This window comes from Shewanella sp. ALD9 (assembly GCF_002836315.1).
Lineage (GTDB): Bacteria > Pseudomonadota > Gammaproteobacteria > Enterobacterales > Shewanellaceae > Shewanella.
This window is the reverse complement of sequence record NZ_PJCD01000002.1, coordinates 541452-557744: the sequence shown is the minus strand read 5'-3', so window position 1 is coordinate 557744 and position 16293 is coordinate 541452. Positions and strand designations below refer to the sequence as shown.

General features: G+C 42.1%; 13 protein-coding genes. 6 read left to right on the top strand and 7 right to left on the bottom strand.

All coding sequences use genetic code 11. The features are described 5' to 3' along the window. Positions 1 to 31: 31 nt before the first annotated feature. The gene (locus CXF88_RS05905; protein WP_101085991.1) at positions 32 to 1261 is read left to right on the top strand and encodes a dicarboxylate/amino acid:cation symporter; all 1230 of its coding nucleotides are present in this window, start codon (positions 32 to 34) and stop codon (positions 1259 to 1261) included. A 33-nt stretch (positions 1262 to 1294) separates the two neighbouring features. Here the strand turns inward: CXF88_RS05905 and CXF88_RS05900 are convergent, their stop codons facing one another. From CXF88_RS05900 to CXF88_RS05885, 4 genes are all read right to left on the bottom strand, one after another. Next, on the bottom strand, positions 1295 to 2488 hold the full coding sequence (locus CXF88_RS05900; RefSeq protein ID WP_242445102.1) for a GGDEF domain-containing protein: 1194 nt from the start codon (positions 2486 to 2488) through the stop codon (positions 1295 to 1297). Between the two features lie 176 nt (positions 2489 to 2664). Then, positions 2665 to 3873: an AGE family epimerase/isomerase gene (locus tag CXF88_RS05895; protein ID WP_101085989.1), complete on the bottom strand. Its 1209-nt coding sequence runs from the start codon at positions 3871 to 3873 to the stop codon at positions 2665 to 2667. Beyond that, positions 3870 to 4847, bottom strand: coding sequence for a carbohydrate kinase (locus tag CXF88_RS05890; RefSeq protein WP_101085988.1), 978 nt, complete (start codon positions 4845 to 4847; stop codon positions 3870 to 3872). The genes CXF88_RS05895 and CXF88_RS05890 overlap by 4 nt, the downstream gene beginning before the upstream one ends. A gap of 95 nt (positions 4848 to 4942) precedes the next feature. Beyond that, entirely contained in the window at positions 4943 to 6244 is a 1302-nt protein-coding gene (locus CXF88_RS05885; RefSeq protein WP_197708413.1) for a trehalase family glycosidase, read from the bottom strand. 183 nt (positions 6245 to 6427) lie between these two features. Here CXF88_RS05885 and CXF88_RS05880 point away from each other — a divergent pair, with 183 nt between their 5' ends. From CXF88_RS05880 to CXF88_RS05860, 5 genes are all read left to right on the top strand, one after another. Beyond that, positions 6428 to 8890, top strand: coding sequence for a TonB-dependent receptor (locus CXF88_RS05880; RefSeq protein ID WP_101085986.1), 2463 nt, complete (start codon positions 6428 to 6430; stop codon positions 8888 to 8890). Positions 8891 to 9027: 137 nt separating this feature from the next. Continuing rightward, positions 9028 to 10608 (top strand): sodium:solute symporter, encoded by a 1581-nt coding sequence (locus CXF88_RS05875; RefSeq protein WP_101085985.1) that lies wholly within the window; start codon positions 9028 to 9030, stop codon positions 10606 to 10608. 243 nt (positions 10609 to 10851) lie between these two features. Further along, the gene (locus CXF88_RS22045; protein WP_242445101.1) at positions 10852 to 11001 is read left to right on the top strand and encodes an MOFRL family protein; all 150 of its coding nucleotides are present in this window, start codon (positions 10852 to 10854) and stop codon (positions 10999 to 11001) included. A gap of 75 nt (positions 11002 to 11076) precedes the next feature. Beyond that, positions 11077 to 12234 (top strand): ROK family protein, encoded by a 1158-nt coding sequence (locus CXF88_RS05865; protein ID WP_101085984.1) that lies wholly within the window; start codon positions 11077 to 11079, stop codon positions 12232 to 12234. A gap of 166 nt (positions 12235 to 12400) precedes the next feature. Further along, complete coding sequence (locus tag CXF88_RS05860) at positions 12401 to 12934, top strand: NUDIX hydrolase (RefSeq protein WP_101085983.1); 534 nt, start codon at positions 12401 to 12403, stop codon at positions 12932 to 12934. A gap of 90 nt (positions 12935 to 13024) precedes the next feature. Here CXF88_RS05860 and proC read toward each other — a convergent pair whose 3' ends face one another. The 3 genes from proC to proB all read right to left on the bottom strand — a co-directional run bounded on the left by proC (position 13025) and on the right by proB (position 16290). Beyond that, complete coding sequence (proC, locus tag CXF88_RS05855) at positions 13025 to 13864, bottom strand: pyrroline-5-carboxylate reductase (protein WP_101085982.1); 840 nt, start codon at positions 13862 to 13864, stop codon at positions 13025 to 13027. A 75-nt stretch (positions 13865 to 13939) separates the two neighbouring features. Further along, the gene (locus CXF88_RS05850) at positions 13940 to 15187 is read right to left on the bottom strand and encodes a glutamate-5-semialdehyde dehydrogenase (protein WP_101085981.1); all 1248 of its coding nucleotides are present in this window, start codon (positions 15185 to 15187) and stop codon (positions 13940 to 13942) included. Further along, complete coding sequence (proB, locus tag CXF88_RS05845; protein WP_101085980.1) at positions 15184 to 16290, bottom strand: glutamate 5-kinase; 1107 nt, start codon at positions 16288 to 16290, stop codon at positions 15184 to 15186. Before proB ends, CXF88_RS05850 begins: the two co-directional genes overlap by 4 nt. Positions 16291 to 16293 lie beyond the last annotated feature (3 nt).

Below are 16293 nucleotides of genomic sequence, written 5' to 3'. Positions count from 1 at the left end.
CATCTTTGTTTAATTGTTCTTAGGATCCAATATGCTGAGTAGCTTACGTGCTTATCGTTCGTCCATTATTTTACTGAGTGCCTTACTGCTGGGCGGATTGTTTGGTGGGTTATTTCCTGAGTGGGCTATCAAGCTTAAACCTATTGGGCAAATTTTCCTCAATCTATTATTTATGATCATCGTGCCTTTGGTTGCTGTGAGTGTGATGTCATCTATTGCTCACATGACCGATTTAAAGAAATTAGGCGCAATACTGGTGTCTATTATGGCTGTGTCGATTGTCATGGCGATTATTCCGTCAGTGGGCGTGGTGTTGTTGGCGTTAGCATATGATCCCGCGCAAGGGGTGACATTAGACTTAGCCAATACCGTAGATGCAACCTCTGGCAGCATGGACTTTGTCAGCTTACTCACAACTAACGATTTTGTCGGACTACTCTCTAAATCAAACATATTAGCATTGATTATTATGTCGGTGATTGGCGGTGTGGCCATTGGTCAATCCGGTGAAGATGGCCAGAGAGTAGGGCGCATGCTCGACAGTTTAAATACTGTGATCATGAAAGTGATTTCGATATTAATGTATGTGGCTCCAATTGGGCTTGGTGCTTATTTTGCCGCGACTATGGCTAGTCAAGATACTGAATTAATGGGGACATTTGCTCGAGCGGTGGGGTTGTTTTTTGTGGCGATGGCTATTTACCTAACGTTAGGTTCGACCTTATATGCGTGGATTGGCGGTGGTGCACAAGGTGTGAAACGTTTTTGGCAACATATGCTTGAACCTGCTGTGACGGCATTAGGCACTAGCTCGTCGTTAGCAACGTTACCTGTGACTATTCGCAGTGCGGCTAAAATGGGCCTAAATGAGCAAATTGCCGAGATTAGCTTACCGTTACTAGTGAATCTCAATAAAGGTGGTGCAGCGGCTATTACCGCACTAAAAATCGTGTTTATTTATTCGTTATTAGGTCTCGATTTTACGACCGATGTATTTATGCTGACGATTTTGATTTCGGTATTATCGGCATTTATCATTGGCGGAGTACCGGGCGGGGCATTTTTAGGTGAAATCTTTATTGTGACCACCTTAGGTTTACCGATGGAAGTGATCCCTATTTTAGTGGTCATAGGGGCCATTACCGATGCGGCTTCAACGGTGGTTAATGTAGTACATGATTTAACCGCAACGCAAATTATTGAGCGCATTAATGGTAAGCATTATATTGTGGATGCGCCAGCGAGTCGCTTACAAGAGTAAGATTCAATATTCTGTTAATTGTTCTTTATCCTACTAAGCCGCTGCTACACAGTTTCGGCCGCCAGATTTTGCTGAATATAAGGCTTTGTCTGCGCGGTCAAGCAAGCTGTGAGCCGTGTCTTCTACTCTATACTGGGCGACACCTAAGCTAATTGTCAGTTCCATTGATTGAATATTTTGCATGGCAATATACAGCCTTAACCTTTCGGTTAACTCAACAGCATCTGCCAATGTCGTGTTGGGTAAAACTACCACAAATTCTTCGCCGCCCCAGCGTGCTAATAAATCGTCGCTACGCATTTGGTTTTGTAATAATTGCGCGAGTTGGCATAGCACTTTGTCTCCGAATAAATGGCCGTGATTATCATTAATTTGTTTAAAATGATCGATGTCGATAATTGCTACCGAAATAGGGTATTGAGTGGCAGCTTGTTTACTGAGTAAATCTTGAGTTGTTTGATGGTTTTTCAGCGGATGGTCATCCGCATAAGGTTGGTAAATAATCGGTGCTTCGTCTGTTCGTTTTGTCGCGTTAGCGCTTTCTGTTGCCATGGGCGCATTGGCTGCTGGTGTGGTCAGTAGAGTATCAAGCGCAAAATCGAGTTTTTCACGGTTATACAGTCCGGTGAGTTTATCTGTTTCAGCCATTTTTTGGATTTCTAAATTACGCAGTGCCAGTTTTTTATAAGCTGAAAAACGGGTTTTTTCGTAAAATCTAAACAGTAAAATTTGTGCAATACACACTTCAATAACGTTAAATAATGAGCCGGTGCTAAAGGCCACTGGCTGAGGGTCTTGCGTTTGCAGGTAAACAATAAAAGCACACACACTAAAGCAGATGCATGAAATAAATGTGCCCCATGTTCGACCGATAAGAAAAAATGAAAAAGGCGGAATAAGCGTCGCCCAAAACAGTGAATGAGAATACCCTTTGGCTGATATCACAAATAGCATAATTAAACTGGCTACCATGAGAGTGACAGCCCATGCGGTTATCTTTACATGACCCGTGCGACGAAAACGACAGTAAATACCCAATGAGATAACTAAGCCTGAACCGTCGAGCAAGGCATATTGATAACCTTCAAAATAGAATAGGTTGATCAGGGTAAGAATGAGAAAGTAACTCGTGGTAATGAGCAACGAATGTTCGATTAAGCGAATGCGCCAATAATCTGGGTGATCAGGCGGATACTGAGGGAATTGTTTGTACCAAAATTTAATCATAAGCAACTTCCGAGGTGACATTCAGTGAACGTTAATCTTTGTATCTTGATAACCGTATCATTCAATCCTTGATAAGTGATAACTAAGCATAGGTAAAATATTAACAAATAACCGTCTATTTAGGCGGTTATTTTAAGGTATAGGTATAGGTATAGGTATGACAGGACGATGATAATTTATGGTTTTGTTTCAATTAGCTTAAGAATGTCAAAACAGGCGCCCATAGTGTGGTAATCGGTTTTGCCGATAGGACTTTTTTGGTCATCTATCTTTTGGTTGTCTTGGGTTAATATTCTAAACCAAGCACCGTATTGATGGTCTATCATGTGCTGCCATGAGTACTGCCAAATTTTTTCGTACCATTGTTGGTATTTTTCATCGTGAGTGGCCTGGTATAAATACGCTGCGCAGCTCATAGTTTCAGCTTGTACCCAGAAATATTTTTCACCGTCACATACGCTCATGTCTGGGGCAAATCCGTAGCAAATTCCAGCGTGTTTTTCATCCCAAGCAGACTTAAGCGCTGTGTCAAACAACGCAGTTGCTCGCGCTACTAACCAACTGTCAGATCGATGCTTAGCTAAAAACATCAACAATTTAGCCCACTCAGTTTGGTGACCAGGTTGAAAACCCCAAGGGCGGAATAGGTTTTTTGGATCGTTTTTGTTGTATTCAAGATCGGGTTGCCATTGTAGATCGTAATGCTCCCAAATCAGCCCATCCATCAAACTAGCTTGTCGATTGACCATGTTGTCTGCTAACAACATGGCGCGTTCAAGATAACGTGCATCTTTAGTTGCTTCGTATGCCGCAATAAGTGCTTCACAGGTGTGCATGTTGGCATTTTGACCACGGTATGGATCACAGATGCTGAAGTCACCATTATATTGGTCTTTATACAAACCGGCTTGTGGGTCCCAGAAGTATTTTTCCATGGTGTTAAATGTGTCAGCTAAATAACCGCTGGCTTCTGATATACCCACTTGTACAGCCCAGCTGTAGGCCAGCATCACAAACGCAAAGCCATAACAATGATTAGTGTCATCGATCACTGTCACTTGACCTTCGTTGACATCAAGTAGCCAGTTATATCCCTTGGTTTGTGGGTTAAAATGGGCGTGACGAATAAATTCAATACCTGAGGTGACTCTGGCTAAGTATTTTTCATCATTGAATAATAAATATGCTCTGGCGTAATTAAACACAAAGCGGGTTGAGCTAACAAGGTGACGAGTTTGTTTATCGAATACTTCACCATTATCAGAAAAGTTTTGATAAAAGCCGCCATGTGGGTCATCTACATTGGGTTCATAAAACGCTAATGTGTCGGCAATATGTTGTTTAATGAATGCGGGGCTACTGAAGTTAGGTTGTGCTGTAGTCATAGTGTTTTCCTAAAGTCGTTGAGCGACTGCGTTGACGGTAATGAGGTAAATGCACCTTTGTACGACGCTGCGTGGGCACCGCATAAAGACGCGAATTCAATAATATGTCGCAATGTATCGGGCTGGGTACACAAAGCACTAAATGCTACTGGATCAAGATCGTGTAACCCTAGTTGATACAATAAACCTCCAACGAAAGCATCGCCCGCTGCGGTGGCATCAACCATAGTGATTTTTTTAGGCTTATAAGTTTGCGAACCATGGCGTGTATACCAATACACCGGGTTACTGCTGTCGGTAACAATAAACCATTGGCAACCATTTTCGAGAGTCTGTTGAATAAACTGTTCAGGAGTGTGTTCGTCAGCTAAATAAAGCAATTCTTCTTTTGAGGCTTTAATGATGTCGCACTGCTTGAGTAACGGTAAAATATGCTCGCGTGGGGTGGCGTTTTTATCCCAAAGATTTAAGCGTAAATTAATGTCGAAGCTAACAATGTTGTGATTAAGTTTGGCTTGCTTAACACCGTATGCAGTGGTTTGACGAATAGAGTGCTCTGTTAATGTGTTAGAACAAAAGTGAAAAATGGCGCTGTCTGCAAACCATGAGTCATCAAAATCGCTGGGTGAAAACTGTAGATCGGCTGAACCGTCGCGGTAAAACTCGAAACTACGGTCGCCGTCATTATCAAGCGACACAAATGCTAAGGCGGTTTTTGCGTTGGGAGTAAAACGCATATAGTCGGTTTTTACGCCTTCACTTTTGAGTGCTTGATAAAGAAACTCGCCAAACATGTCTTGACCGAGCATGCCTGAAAAGTAGGCTTGGCCGCCTAACTTTGCGATGGCCACACTTACATTGGCAGGTGCACCACCGGCAAACTTAGTGAAGGTTTCTTGCTGGTTTTGATCCCCACCTAATTTGTTTGACAGCATGTCGATGAGTACTTCACCAAAGCATATTGAATTTTTCATTTTCGGTTACCTGTGTAATATAACGGCCAATATTATTGGCCGTTTGTATACTAGATTGTATGCGTTTTTTGATATAATTTGACGAGTGTTAAACGTTAGTCAAGTAACCAGTGTAGTGCAATTGCGGCTGTCCAAGAAAAGTCTTTTCCACCACAACCTGTACCAGTTTCAGGGTTAAAGTATTCGTAATACCCTGATTTCAAGATTAATTCAGTTGTATCTTGTTGGATTTTATCCGCGGTATCGTTGTAGCCTGATTCTGCTAACCCTACTGCAATCATCCAATTGATGTGCAACCAAATTGGACCACGCCAATAACGCTGTGGTTCATAACAGCTTTCTGAGGGATGAGTCGATGCAATGCTAAATTGGCTGGCTTCAATCCATTCTTTGGTCGTGTTATTTAATGAGGCGGCTTGTTCTGTTGTGGTTAAACCAGCATAAATACTTAATAAACCCGCCGATGTTTTCACCATAGACAAGGTATTTGTTAACACATTACGACAATAGAAAAACTGGCTTGATTCGCACCACAAGGTAGAGATTGCTTTTTCAGTTAACTCGACACGTTGAGCAAGATAGTCACAGCGGTCATCACTCAATCCTAAGTTTTCACCCATAATGAGTAAATCTTTAGTGGCGCAATGAAGGATCGAAATGATGCCTATATCATTCATTTTATACGGGCAGTTGTCGAAAATATATTTGCTGTCAAAGTTGCTACGTTTAAAGAAGTCGACTAAGAATAAGAAACGGTCATATTCACTTTTATGTGGACGCTGTGATGAATCGACATGACTGGTGTCACGGCGGGTGTATTGCCAGTCGACACAAGGCACAACATTTAATGCTTCATCCCAGGCAGGGCTGTTATCCATGCCTGATTCCCACGGGTGGTAGGTTACAACAAGCCCTGTGTTTTCTGGGTCGCGGTCGTTGTACCACCACAAATGGTAATCGACTAATTTAGCGAATAAATGTTTAACTTTTTCTGTTGCTAACGCCTTATCTGTGGCGGTTTCAAGCATTTTTTTTATTGCTGTTGCAACGACAGGCGGCTGAGAAATCGAAGTGCTTTTTATGGTTCGATTAGATCCCCACACATCAGGACCTGGGAAATATGTCTCTGAATCTTTGTGGAATAAAATGTGTGGGACCATTCCATTATCCCATTGGCCAGAGAACAAAACGTCTATTTCTTGCCATGCACGTTGCTCATCAAATTTCATCCAACCCAGCGCAGTGATTGCAGAATCCCAGTTCCATTGAAATGGATATAGGCCATGAGTTGGCACAGTATAACCACCTAAATCATTGTTTTTTAGAGTCTGTTTTGCCAGTTCTTTTAGTGACAATACCGTTGTATCATCCATTTTTAACGTCGTTGAATTAACCATAGTGAGTGCTCTTTTTGGGATTTGTAGGCTAAACCATATATTAAAGCACTCATTTTGGGTTGTAAATGGTTTTTTTTTGTGCTTAAATCCAAATTGAAGTAACAAAAGAACAACATATAAATAAATTTATTTCGCTTCAACAAGACTGTTATAAGTTGATCAATAAAAGAATGGAGAATAACTGTGAAAAAAACAACGATCGCCTCTATTGTCTCTCTATGTCTTGCTCAAGGCGCTTTTGCAGCCGATGATGCAACTCAAAATGCTGCGGTAAAAGAAAAAAACATTGAACGCATCATTGTGTCTGGTACGAGTAAAGGTCGTATTATGTCTGATACACCACAATCTGTTTCGGCAATCAGTGAAGATGAGCTAAACAAGCTATCGTCAAGCAGCCAAGCAGATGTGTTGCGTAATATTCCTGGTATTAAAGTTGAAGGTGGGGGCGGTGAGGTTGCGACTAACTTACAAGTTCGGGGACTGCCTTCTTCTGGTCAATTCCAGTTCACACCATTGATGTATGATGGTTCGCCAACATTCAGTACTTTTGGACTTAACTCTTCTGCATTTGACGTGTACTACCGCAACGATTTGGGGATCGAGCGGGTTGAGTTTGTGCGTGGTGGGGTATCCAATCTATTTGGTCCTGGGTCGGTTGCTGGGGTAATCAACTACATTTCCAAAGTGGGGACTGATGATCCACGTAGTACTATTCAAGTTGAAGCGTCAGATCAAAACCGCACGCGATTAGATTTTGCAACAAGTGGTCCATTAAATGATGATGGCTTGTATTACGCGTTATCCGGTTTTTATCGTTATGATGAAGGCCCATTAGACACAGGATTACCGACAAAAGGAACTCAGCTTCGAGGTAACATCCATAAAGAATTTAAAGATGGTTCAGGTTCATTTACGGTTTATGGTCAGTATATAGATGACCAAGCACAGTTTTATTTACCCATTCCGCTTGATGGTAATAGCCGCGAAAGATTGATTGGTAATGATGGCGAAGAAGTTGAGTCTTTACAAACCGCCCATGCATCAAGTTTGTCATACCCGACTGCAAATGGCCGTTATGAGTCACCTATCAGCAATGGCGTAGTCACCAAAGGCAGTTCTATTTCAATGGAGTTCAATAAAGAACTAGCCAATGATTATGCGCTGTTACTTCGTGGAAAATATGCCAAATATGAACACGAATTTAACTTGTTTTTAGATGGTGATGGCATTGTCAATGTGCCTGAAAACCAAGCTGACTTTCTCGATGCCCGTGGTCTTGGTGATTTAGCGAATGCTAGCTTTACTTATGCAGACTCAGGCCAAGCGCTTCCTGATGATTATTTATTATTTGCTAACCGAGTCCTTGATCGTGATCGTCCAGCAGAAGACTTTTCAGCAGAAGCTAATATCATTAAAAGCATGGATATCGGTGATTTTAGCCATGATATTACCTTCGGGACATTTTTCTCTCATGCTGAAGCGGATGACAATAATGTGATCACCACTTATTTAGGTGAATTCAATAATGTACCGCGCTTGGTTGATTTACAGTTTACTGATGTTAATGGCAGCGTGAGTGGTACTCCGGGTACTGATGTTAGTTATACTCAAAACGGCATCAGTGGTCCTGGAATTTCGTATACAAACCAAACAATATCGGCCACACGTCGCGCGGTTTATATCGCAGACCAAATTGAAAATGAAGATTGGATTTTCGACTTTGGTATCCGTTGGGAAGAAATTAACGGCACGATTAATCGTGAAGGCAGCCAAGTCGTACAAATCAGTGACGACCCATCATTAGCACCTAATTTGCAAGTTAACACAACGGGTAATGGCAGCATTACCTATGGTGAAGTGTCTACTTCGGACTTTGCTATTTCAGGTGCGGCACTTTATCGCTTAACCGACAACCTCAATGTGTATGCTAACGCCTCGCGTGGCTTCTTTTTCCCTGAAATTCGTGGGGTTCAATTTAATTCATTGGGTCAACCGGCTAGCTATGAAGGTGAAATAATTGAACAAGGTGAAATTGGCATTAAGTTCTTTACCAATGATTTCAACGGTAGTGTCGCGTTGTTTAGAACGGATTTAAAAGATCGCCGTAGCGTCGATTTTGTTAACGATGGTAAAGGCGGTGTGATTGAATTGCCAGTATTGCAGTCCACGACAGCGACGGGCGTTGAAATGGCCGGTCAGTATGAGTTAAGTGACGATTGGAATATCAATGCCAACTTAACTTATACCGATCATGAGTTTACTAAGTTTGATTCTGATCCAAGTATTGTCGGTAATGAGTTACGCCGTAAACCTAATCTGATGGTCAATACATCGATTGCTTATACCACAGACACTTGGGATGCGGCGTTATACCACAGCTTTGTTGGCGACAACTACGCAAATGATGCGAACAGTGTGCAGCTTGATTCATTCAACTTGTTCAGATTGGACGCGGGTTATAGCTGGCATTTAGCTGATGATGAAAAACTTAGACTCAGCTTAGGCGTGTTTAACTTGTTTGATTCAGATGGTGTCACTGAGGGATCTCCGCGCTTAGGCAACAATCAAAGTGCGGATAACCCTTATTTTGTTGGCCGACCAATTCTTCCTCGACGTGTAACATTAAGACTCAAATATGACTTTTAATTAGTTCATAATCCTTAATGCATCCTGTGAGTTGACTATGTCGCACTCATCTTGATAAAAGGTGAGTGCAATATAGTCGACCTCTTCTTTTTAAGACGGCCTGGTATTTTCGTCTAGCCAAATTTGCGAATAATGTTATGAATATATTAGATTTTTCAATAGTAGCGATCTATCTGGCTGCCTTGTTGGTGATGGGTTTTATGTTTCGAACCCAAACCAGTAAAAGTGATTATTTTTTAGGTGGCAAGAGTTTAGGTTGGAAGCCGTTGGCATTGTCGGTCATGGCAACACAGTTATCAGCGATTAGTTTCGTGTCGGCCCCCGCTTTTGTGGGGCTGCGTGAAGGCGGTGGTATGCAATGGCTCTCATATGAACTGGGCGTTCCACTGGCGATGATTTTAATTTTATCTACCATTTTACCCAAGTTATATCGAGCTGGAGTGGTGAGTATTTATGATTACCTCGAAAACCGTTTTGGCCGCTCAACTCGTGTGCTCATTAGTATTGTGTTTCAGTTTAGCCGTGCATTTGCCACTGGAATTATGATTTACGCAGTATCGCTGATCTTGCAAGGTACCATGGGTATTGAGGCTTGGCAGGCGATAGTATTAACGGGTGTAATTACAGTTCTGTATTCGCTACAAGGTGGCATGAAAGCTGTTGTGTACGGTGATGCAGTTCAAATGATTATCATTGTCTTGGGCACCATTGCATGTATAGGTTTTGGTTTATACCATCTTGGTGGTGTAGATACGTTTGTGGCAAATGTGGACTCGACACGTTTACAGGCTATTAAGTTCGATTCTATTGGATTTAGCGGTGATGGTTTTGGTTTCTTACCGATGATTTTTGGCGGGGTTGTGTTGTATGCATCGTACTATGGTTGCGATCAAACTCAGGCTCAGCGAGCATTATCTGCCAAAGATCCACAAAATTTACGTTATATGATTTTAGCCAACGGTTTTATTCGATTTCCTATTACCTTGTTGTACTGTTTTTCTGGGCTGATTGTCGGCACGTTAGCGATGAGCGATGCCACATTTTTTGACAAAATCCCTAGTGATAATCCTGATTGGATGATGCCTATTTTCATCCTTAATTATTTACCTCATGGGCTGATAGGTTTATTAGTTGTGGCGATTCTAGCGGCAGCGATGTCGTCGTTAAGTTCGGCAATTAATTCGTTGGCCGCTGTGAGTATTGAAGACTATAGCCGGATAGTGAACAAAGATTTATCACAGGCTTCTTACCTTAAGCTGGCTAAATATATGGGCCTAGTGTGGGGCGTGGTGACTTTGGTATTGTCGTTATATGCTGGCAATATAGCGCCAACGATTATTGAAGCGATAAATAAAGTGGGTTCATTGTTTTATGGTCCCATTTTAGCGGTGTTTTTAATTGCGGTAATCAGTAAGCTATGCTGTGCCTTGCATGTCAATATCGGCTTAATTACTGGAGTGCTATTCAATTTGCTTATATCGGTTTTATTACCTGACATCTTCTGGTTTTGGTGGAACTTCATCGGTTTTGTGGTGACATCTGTAGTGGCTTTACTGGCCAGTGCTGCAATGCCACGAGAAGTGAATTCGATGACAAAAATACAAAATGTAGATGGCATTAATAACTCAATCTTAACCCGTATGGATTTGATGTTGCTAGTGGCAATGTTTGTATCGATGGTGCTTGTCTGCCTCGCAATACCGTTAATTTTCTCTTGAGTTAAGATCAATTAATTCAGATAAGATTTTTAATTGAGTTGTTTAACATTGCAGTTAATGCCATACAAACCTGAGGTTTGTATGGTTGTTTATTTGATCAATATTAAAGCTGTCAGGGTTTATGTGTCTGGGCACTGGCCCTGGTACTCAATGGCGAAGCGGGAATTAGCACTTTAGCTTGTGATACCGACGGGGGTTGATGGTAGTAAAGGTGTTGCCGGTGCATTTATTGATTAGGCTACTTTGAATAAGGCTGCAGTAGTTAATATTGATTTACAACAACAGCTTGAAAATAATAACAGTCATTTATTTTTTAGCGCTATTGACGACTTGATTATCACAGGCCCAACAAACACTAATGTGAACGATTTTAGAGTGATCATGATCCACTAGCTAAATGAGCCAATTCTTGTTCTTTAGCGGTTATTCAAGTAATCTGAATGCCCGTGTACAGTAGATTTATGACCCATGATTTCATTAAACAACAGTAAGTTATTACGTTCAGGCTTTAGCTTAGGAAAAGGCAATAAGCTTTTTCAAGATATTGAGCGCGATATTATTCGAGTTGTATTTTGGGATAAAATGGTCACTCAAAGCAGCATTGTCAGTGCAACTAAGATCCCGCAACAAACGGTTTCACGTTTACTTAAAACGTTGACCCAAAATGGGGTATTACTACAGACAGAAACCTTGTTACCTAACCCTAAAGGCAAACCAGGGTTCGGTATTACCCTTAATCCACATTATGCTTGTACATTTGGCCTATCAATCTTACTTGATGCCATTAGTATTGCTGTTATGGACTTTTCTGGAAACGTGCTTTACAGCTGTTTAGAAGAAATGTCCGATATGAGCATTGCTAACGTACTCAAAAGCGCGGACACGCTAGTGGAAAACGTTTTCAACGAATGCGACATTAAACCTGAAAAAGTATTGGGGATGGGAGTGGGGATCTCGGGATTTTTTAGTTCAATGGATGGCAAAATGAACACCCACCATATGTTGGAAGAATGGTCCCAAATCGATATTGTTGATATTATTTCAAGCCATTTTTCTTTACCGACATGGATATTGAATGATGGCACTAGTGCTGCCGCTGGGGAAGGTGTTACTGGGATTGGTCGAAAATATAAAAACTTTGTTTATTTGTTTGTGTCCTCTGCATTTGGCGGCGGTATTGTTAATAACGCCGAAGTATTGCTGGGGACTTATGGTAATGCTGGCGAACTCGGTGATATGTTACCACCTAAATTATATGCCCATCCCAACTTAGAATTACTGAAACGTATCCTAAAGAAAAATGGCCTCGACATTACTTCAATTTACGACATGAATGATGAGTTTGACGTGAATTGGCCAGGGGTAGAAGAGTGGATTTATAAGGTGCAAGATTCTTTTGATTTGGTTGCAACTTGTTGCTCTGCTTTGTTGGATGCTGAGGCGATTATTATCGGTGGTCACATTCCTAAAGCATTAGCACAAAAGGTCATTGCACGAACCGAAGTGTACGCCCAATTTCGACGCGGCGCTAAGCGACCATTACCTCAAATTGTAGTATCAGGCGTAGATAAATATCCTGTGTGCATTGGCGCTGCAACCATCCCACTTAGACAACTTTGTCTATAACTGTTAAATAGCCTGTTGCAAGTTAATTCATGACCATTAGCAATGTAAAAGGCTACTAAATAGTAGTTGGTTATCCCTCGTTAAGGTTATTTAGCTTATAGGCAAACTTGAAGCATATAGTTTGGCAACGTATCATGCGCTTTTTATTGCGATGAGCCCTTCTATAATGCGCCACTTAACCACTCGTTATCATTCCGACACTCCAGCAGATTTTATTGCTGCGAATCACCAAACAATGCTAACGCGGCTTGCTGCTCGCGCCATTGTCATGCGTAATAATCAAATATTAATGCTTTACACCCAACGTTATCATGACTATTCATTGCCTGGTGGTGGCGTTGATGCTGGCGAGGAGATAGAGCAAGGGCTTATCCGTGAGTTACAAGAAGAAACTGGCGCCCAACAAATTCGCAATATTAATCCATTTGGCTTATATGAAGAATATCGTCCTTGGCAACGAGATGGTTATACGTCGGTTAATATGCTGTCTTATTGTTTCACTTGTGATATTGACAGCCAGCTGGGGGAAACCCAATTTGAAGCTCACGAAATTAATAACGGCATGATACCAGTATGGATTGATATCGATGAGGCTATTAGGCATAACCTTGACACTATCGCCAACAGCAGCAAAAAAGGCTTATCGATTGAACGAGAAACCTTTCTACTGAAATTGATTAAACAAGAGTTACTGCGCTAAGCTTAAGCCATTGTGGCTTAGCAAAGCGCTATATGGCTATCACATAGCCAAGCGGATGGTATTAACCGTCAGCTCAGGTTCATAGCCCCGTTAGCCTATAGACAGTTCTTTTGCTCTTGTCGCTGCACACGCCATTGCGCTGGCAACTAGCTCGTCAAGATCACCATCCTGAAATGCCAATATTGCCTGTTCCGTTGTGCCTTTAGGTGAGGTCACCTGGTGACGTAGACTCGCCAAGTTATGCTGACTATTCATCGCCATTGATATTGCTCCCATAGCACTCTGCAACACAGCTTTAGTGGCTGTTTCTTGCGGCAGCCCTTGTTCAATGGCAGCTTTCTCCATGGCTTCTAAAAATAAGAATAAATACGCCGGCGAGCTGCCTGCTGCAGCCACGATGGTCGACATTTGGCTTTCTTCTTTTAGCCATACTGTTTCACCCACAGCACGCATGAGTCTTTCTGCTAGCGCAATGTCATTAGCGTGAGTGTCTGGTCCCGCATATAAACCCGTTAACCCTTCACCAATGGCGGTAGGCAAGTTTGGCATGGCGCAAATGACTTTGGGTGAGAAATGTAGTTTTTGGCGGAGTGTGGCATGTTTGACTCCCGCGGCAATCGAGATAACGAGTTTTCGGTTATCGTACTGCATAACTTCACTCAACTGCTCACACACTACAGGTACTACAAAAGGCTTAACGGCAACAATGATGACATCAGCAAACGCAACTGCGGCGGTATTGTCTTGATGTACTTTAACATTGAACTTATCGATTAAGTCGTGTCGAGTAGTTTGGCTGGGGGTGCACACTAGAATATTGGCACTGTTATGACCTTGTTTAAGTAGGCCGCTGATTATGGCTCTTGCCATGTTGCCACCACCAATAAAGGCGATACAGGTATTGGGGTCTAATGATTCATGTTGAGAGATGACAACCTCCGAAAATGTCGCTAAAAAGAAAAGGCCACGCTTTCGCTTGGCCTTTGAATTGTGGAGCCTATTTGATTATGCGCGAACTTGACCTACACCGCTGACTAAGTATTTCTCAGTGGTAAGTGACTCAAGGCCCATAGGTCCGTAGGCATGCAATTTACTGGTGGCAATACCAATTTCAGCACCTAGACCGAGCTCGCTACCATCAGAAAAACGTGACGATGCATTAACCATCACTACCGAGGCATCCACGGTGCGTTGAAAACGCGTAGCCGTTAATTCATTTTGGGTACAAATCACTTCAGTATGATGGCTACCAAAGCGGCGAATATGATTAATAGCATGATCAAAATCAGTGACTTGGCGAATGGCAATTTCTAAATCTAAATATTCTTGGCCGAAATCATCATCGCTAATAACGTTGGCATGCTCAAAGTATTGTTGGGCATTTTTGCTGACATTTATACGTACTTTATGTGCAGCAAGTTGGGCTGCCACTTTAGGTAAAAAGGCTGCCGCTACGTCTTGATGTACCAGTAATCCCTCTAGAGCATTACATACTCCAGTACGTTGGGTTTTACCATTGAGCAATAAAGACATCGCAATATCAAGATCGGCATCTTTATCAACATACAAATGACAAACACCTTTAAAGTGTTGAATAACAGGTATTTTACTGTTATCTGTAACAAAATTGATTAAGCCTTCGCCACCGCGTGGAATAATGACATCAATAAAGTCACGTTGCTGCATAAGCTCTAGTAATAAAGCGCGATCTGGATCGGGTATTACGGTGATCAGTGCTGGTGGTAATTGATATGCTTGCAATACATTTTGTAAAATAGAAGCAATGATTTTGCTTGAATGTATTGCTTCTTTACCGCCACGCAATATCACTGCATTACCTGATTTAAAGCACAATGCACCTGCATCAGCGGTAACATTAGGGCGTGCTTCATAAATCATACAAACAACGCCTAAAGGTACGCGCATTTTTTGAATGTTTAGACCATTTGGTCGCTCACATATTTCACGTACCATGCCGACAGGATCGGGTAATGATGCAACGGTTTCAATGCCCGCAGCCATAGATTCAATACGTTCAGGTGTCAGTGTCAATCGATCTATCATTGCCGCGCCTAAATCCGCTTTTTCGGCATGGTTAAGATCCAATAAATTCGCTTTAATAATATCGTCGCTGTGTGCTCTAAGTGCACGGGCCATATCAAGTAAAATAGTGTTTTTAACTTTTTCATCTAATAGGGCTAGAGTTTGTGCCGCTGTGGCTGCTGCTTGCGATAAATCTTTAATTAAACTCATAGTTGCTCCAAAATGGCGATGTTTTTGTCAGAGATCAGTGGGCCCGTTTTTTGCTGGGCATTGTTGGCAAATTCACGATCTTCTTGGTCTGCAATAAAATGTAATAAACAACTACTGTAGTTTGATTTGGCTTTTGCCAATTTAGTGCCATCGCCTTTGCGCACTAAAACAGTATCGCCGACGGAAAAGTTGCCTCTTACGGCCACTACATCGTCAGTGGTTAGTTGGGTATCATGCTCTTCAAGGTCAGCGCTAAAGTCATTTTCGACAATTAACTCACCCTGAACTTGTGAGGTATGCATCATCCAATGCAAGTGTTCTTGCATCGGTACATCATACGGGGTGAATAAAGTGCCTGGATTTTGGCCCTTTAAAAGTTGATTGAATGTGTCCGCGTCAAAACCATCGACAATCATGGTTTCAATTCCGTGTGAAATTGCTTTCTCAGCGGCTTCAATCTTGGTTAACATGCCGCCAGTACCTACGCTGCTCGTAGCACCGCCAGCCATAGCATAAATCTCAGCATTGATTTCACTGACTTGCTTAATTAGCGTGGCATCTTCATGTAAATTAGGGTTTTTAGTATAAAGCCCTTTTACGTCAGAGCAGATAATTAACGCATCTGCATCCGCTGCTGCGGCAACCATAGCTGATAAATTGTCATTATCCCCAACACGTAACTTGGCTGCGGTAACAGCATCGTTTTCGTTGATAATGGGAAGTAAGCCATTGTCTAACAGGGTAAAAATAGTATTTTTAATACTGATATAACGGTCACGGTCGCGTAAATCACCATGGGTAAGTAATAGCTGCGCCGATGGGAAATCGAACAATTTATCCCAGGTGGCCATCATATCGGCCTGGCCTGCAGCTGCCATGGCTTTTTTAAGCGAAATACTTGGCTCTGCCGTATCTGGGAATCTATGTTTACCCGCGGCGACTGACCCTGAAGATACCAATACAACTTGGCATCCTTGAGCGCGACAGGTAGCGATAAACTGTGCAATACCTAATAAATAATGGCTGCTACAACCTTGTTGATGAGGCGCAATTAATGCGCTTCCCACTTTAACGACAATCCGTTTCCAATGTGAAGTTGACATAGT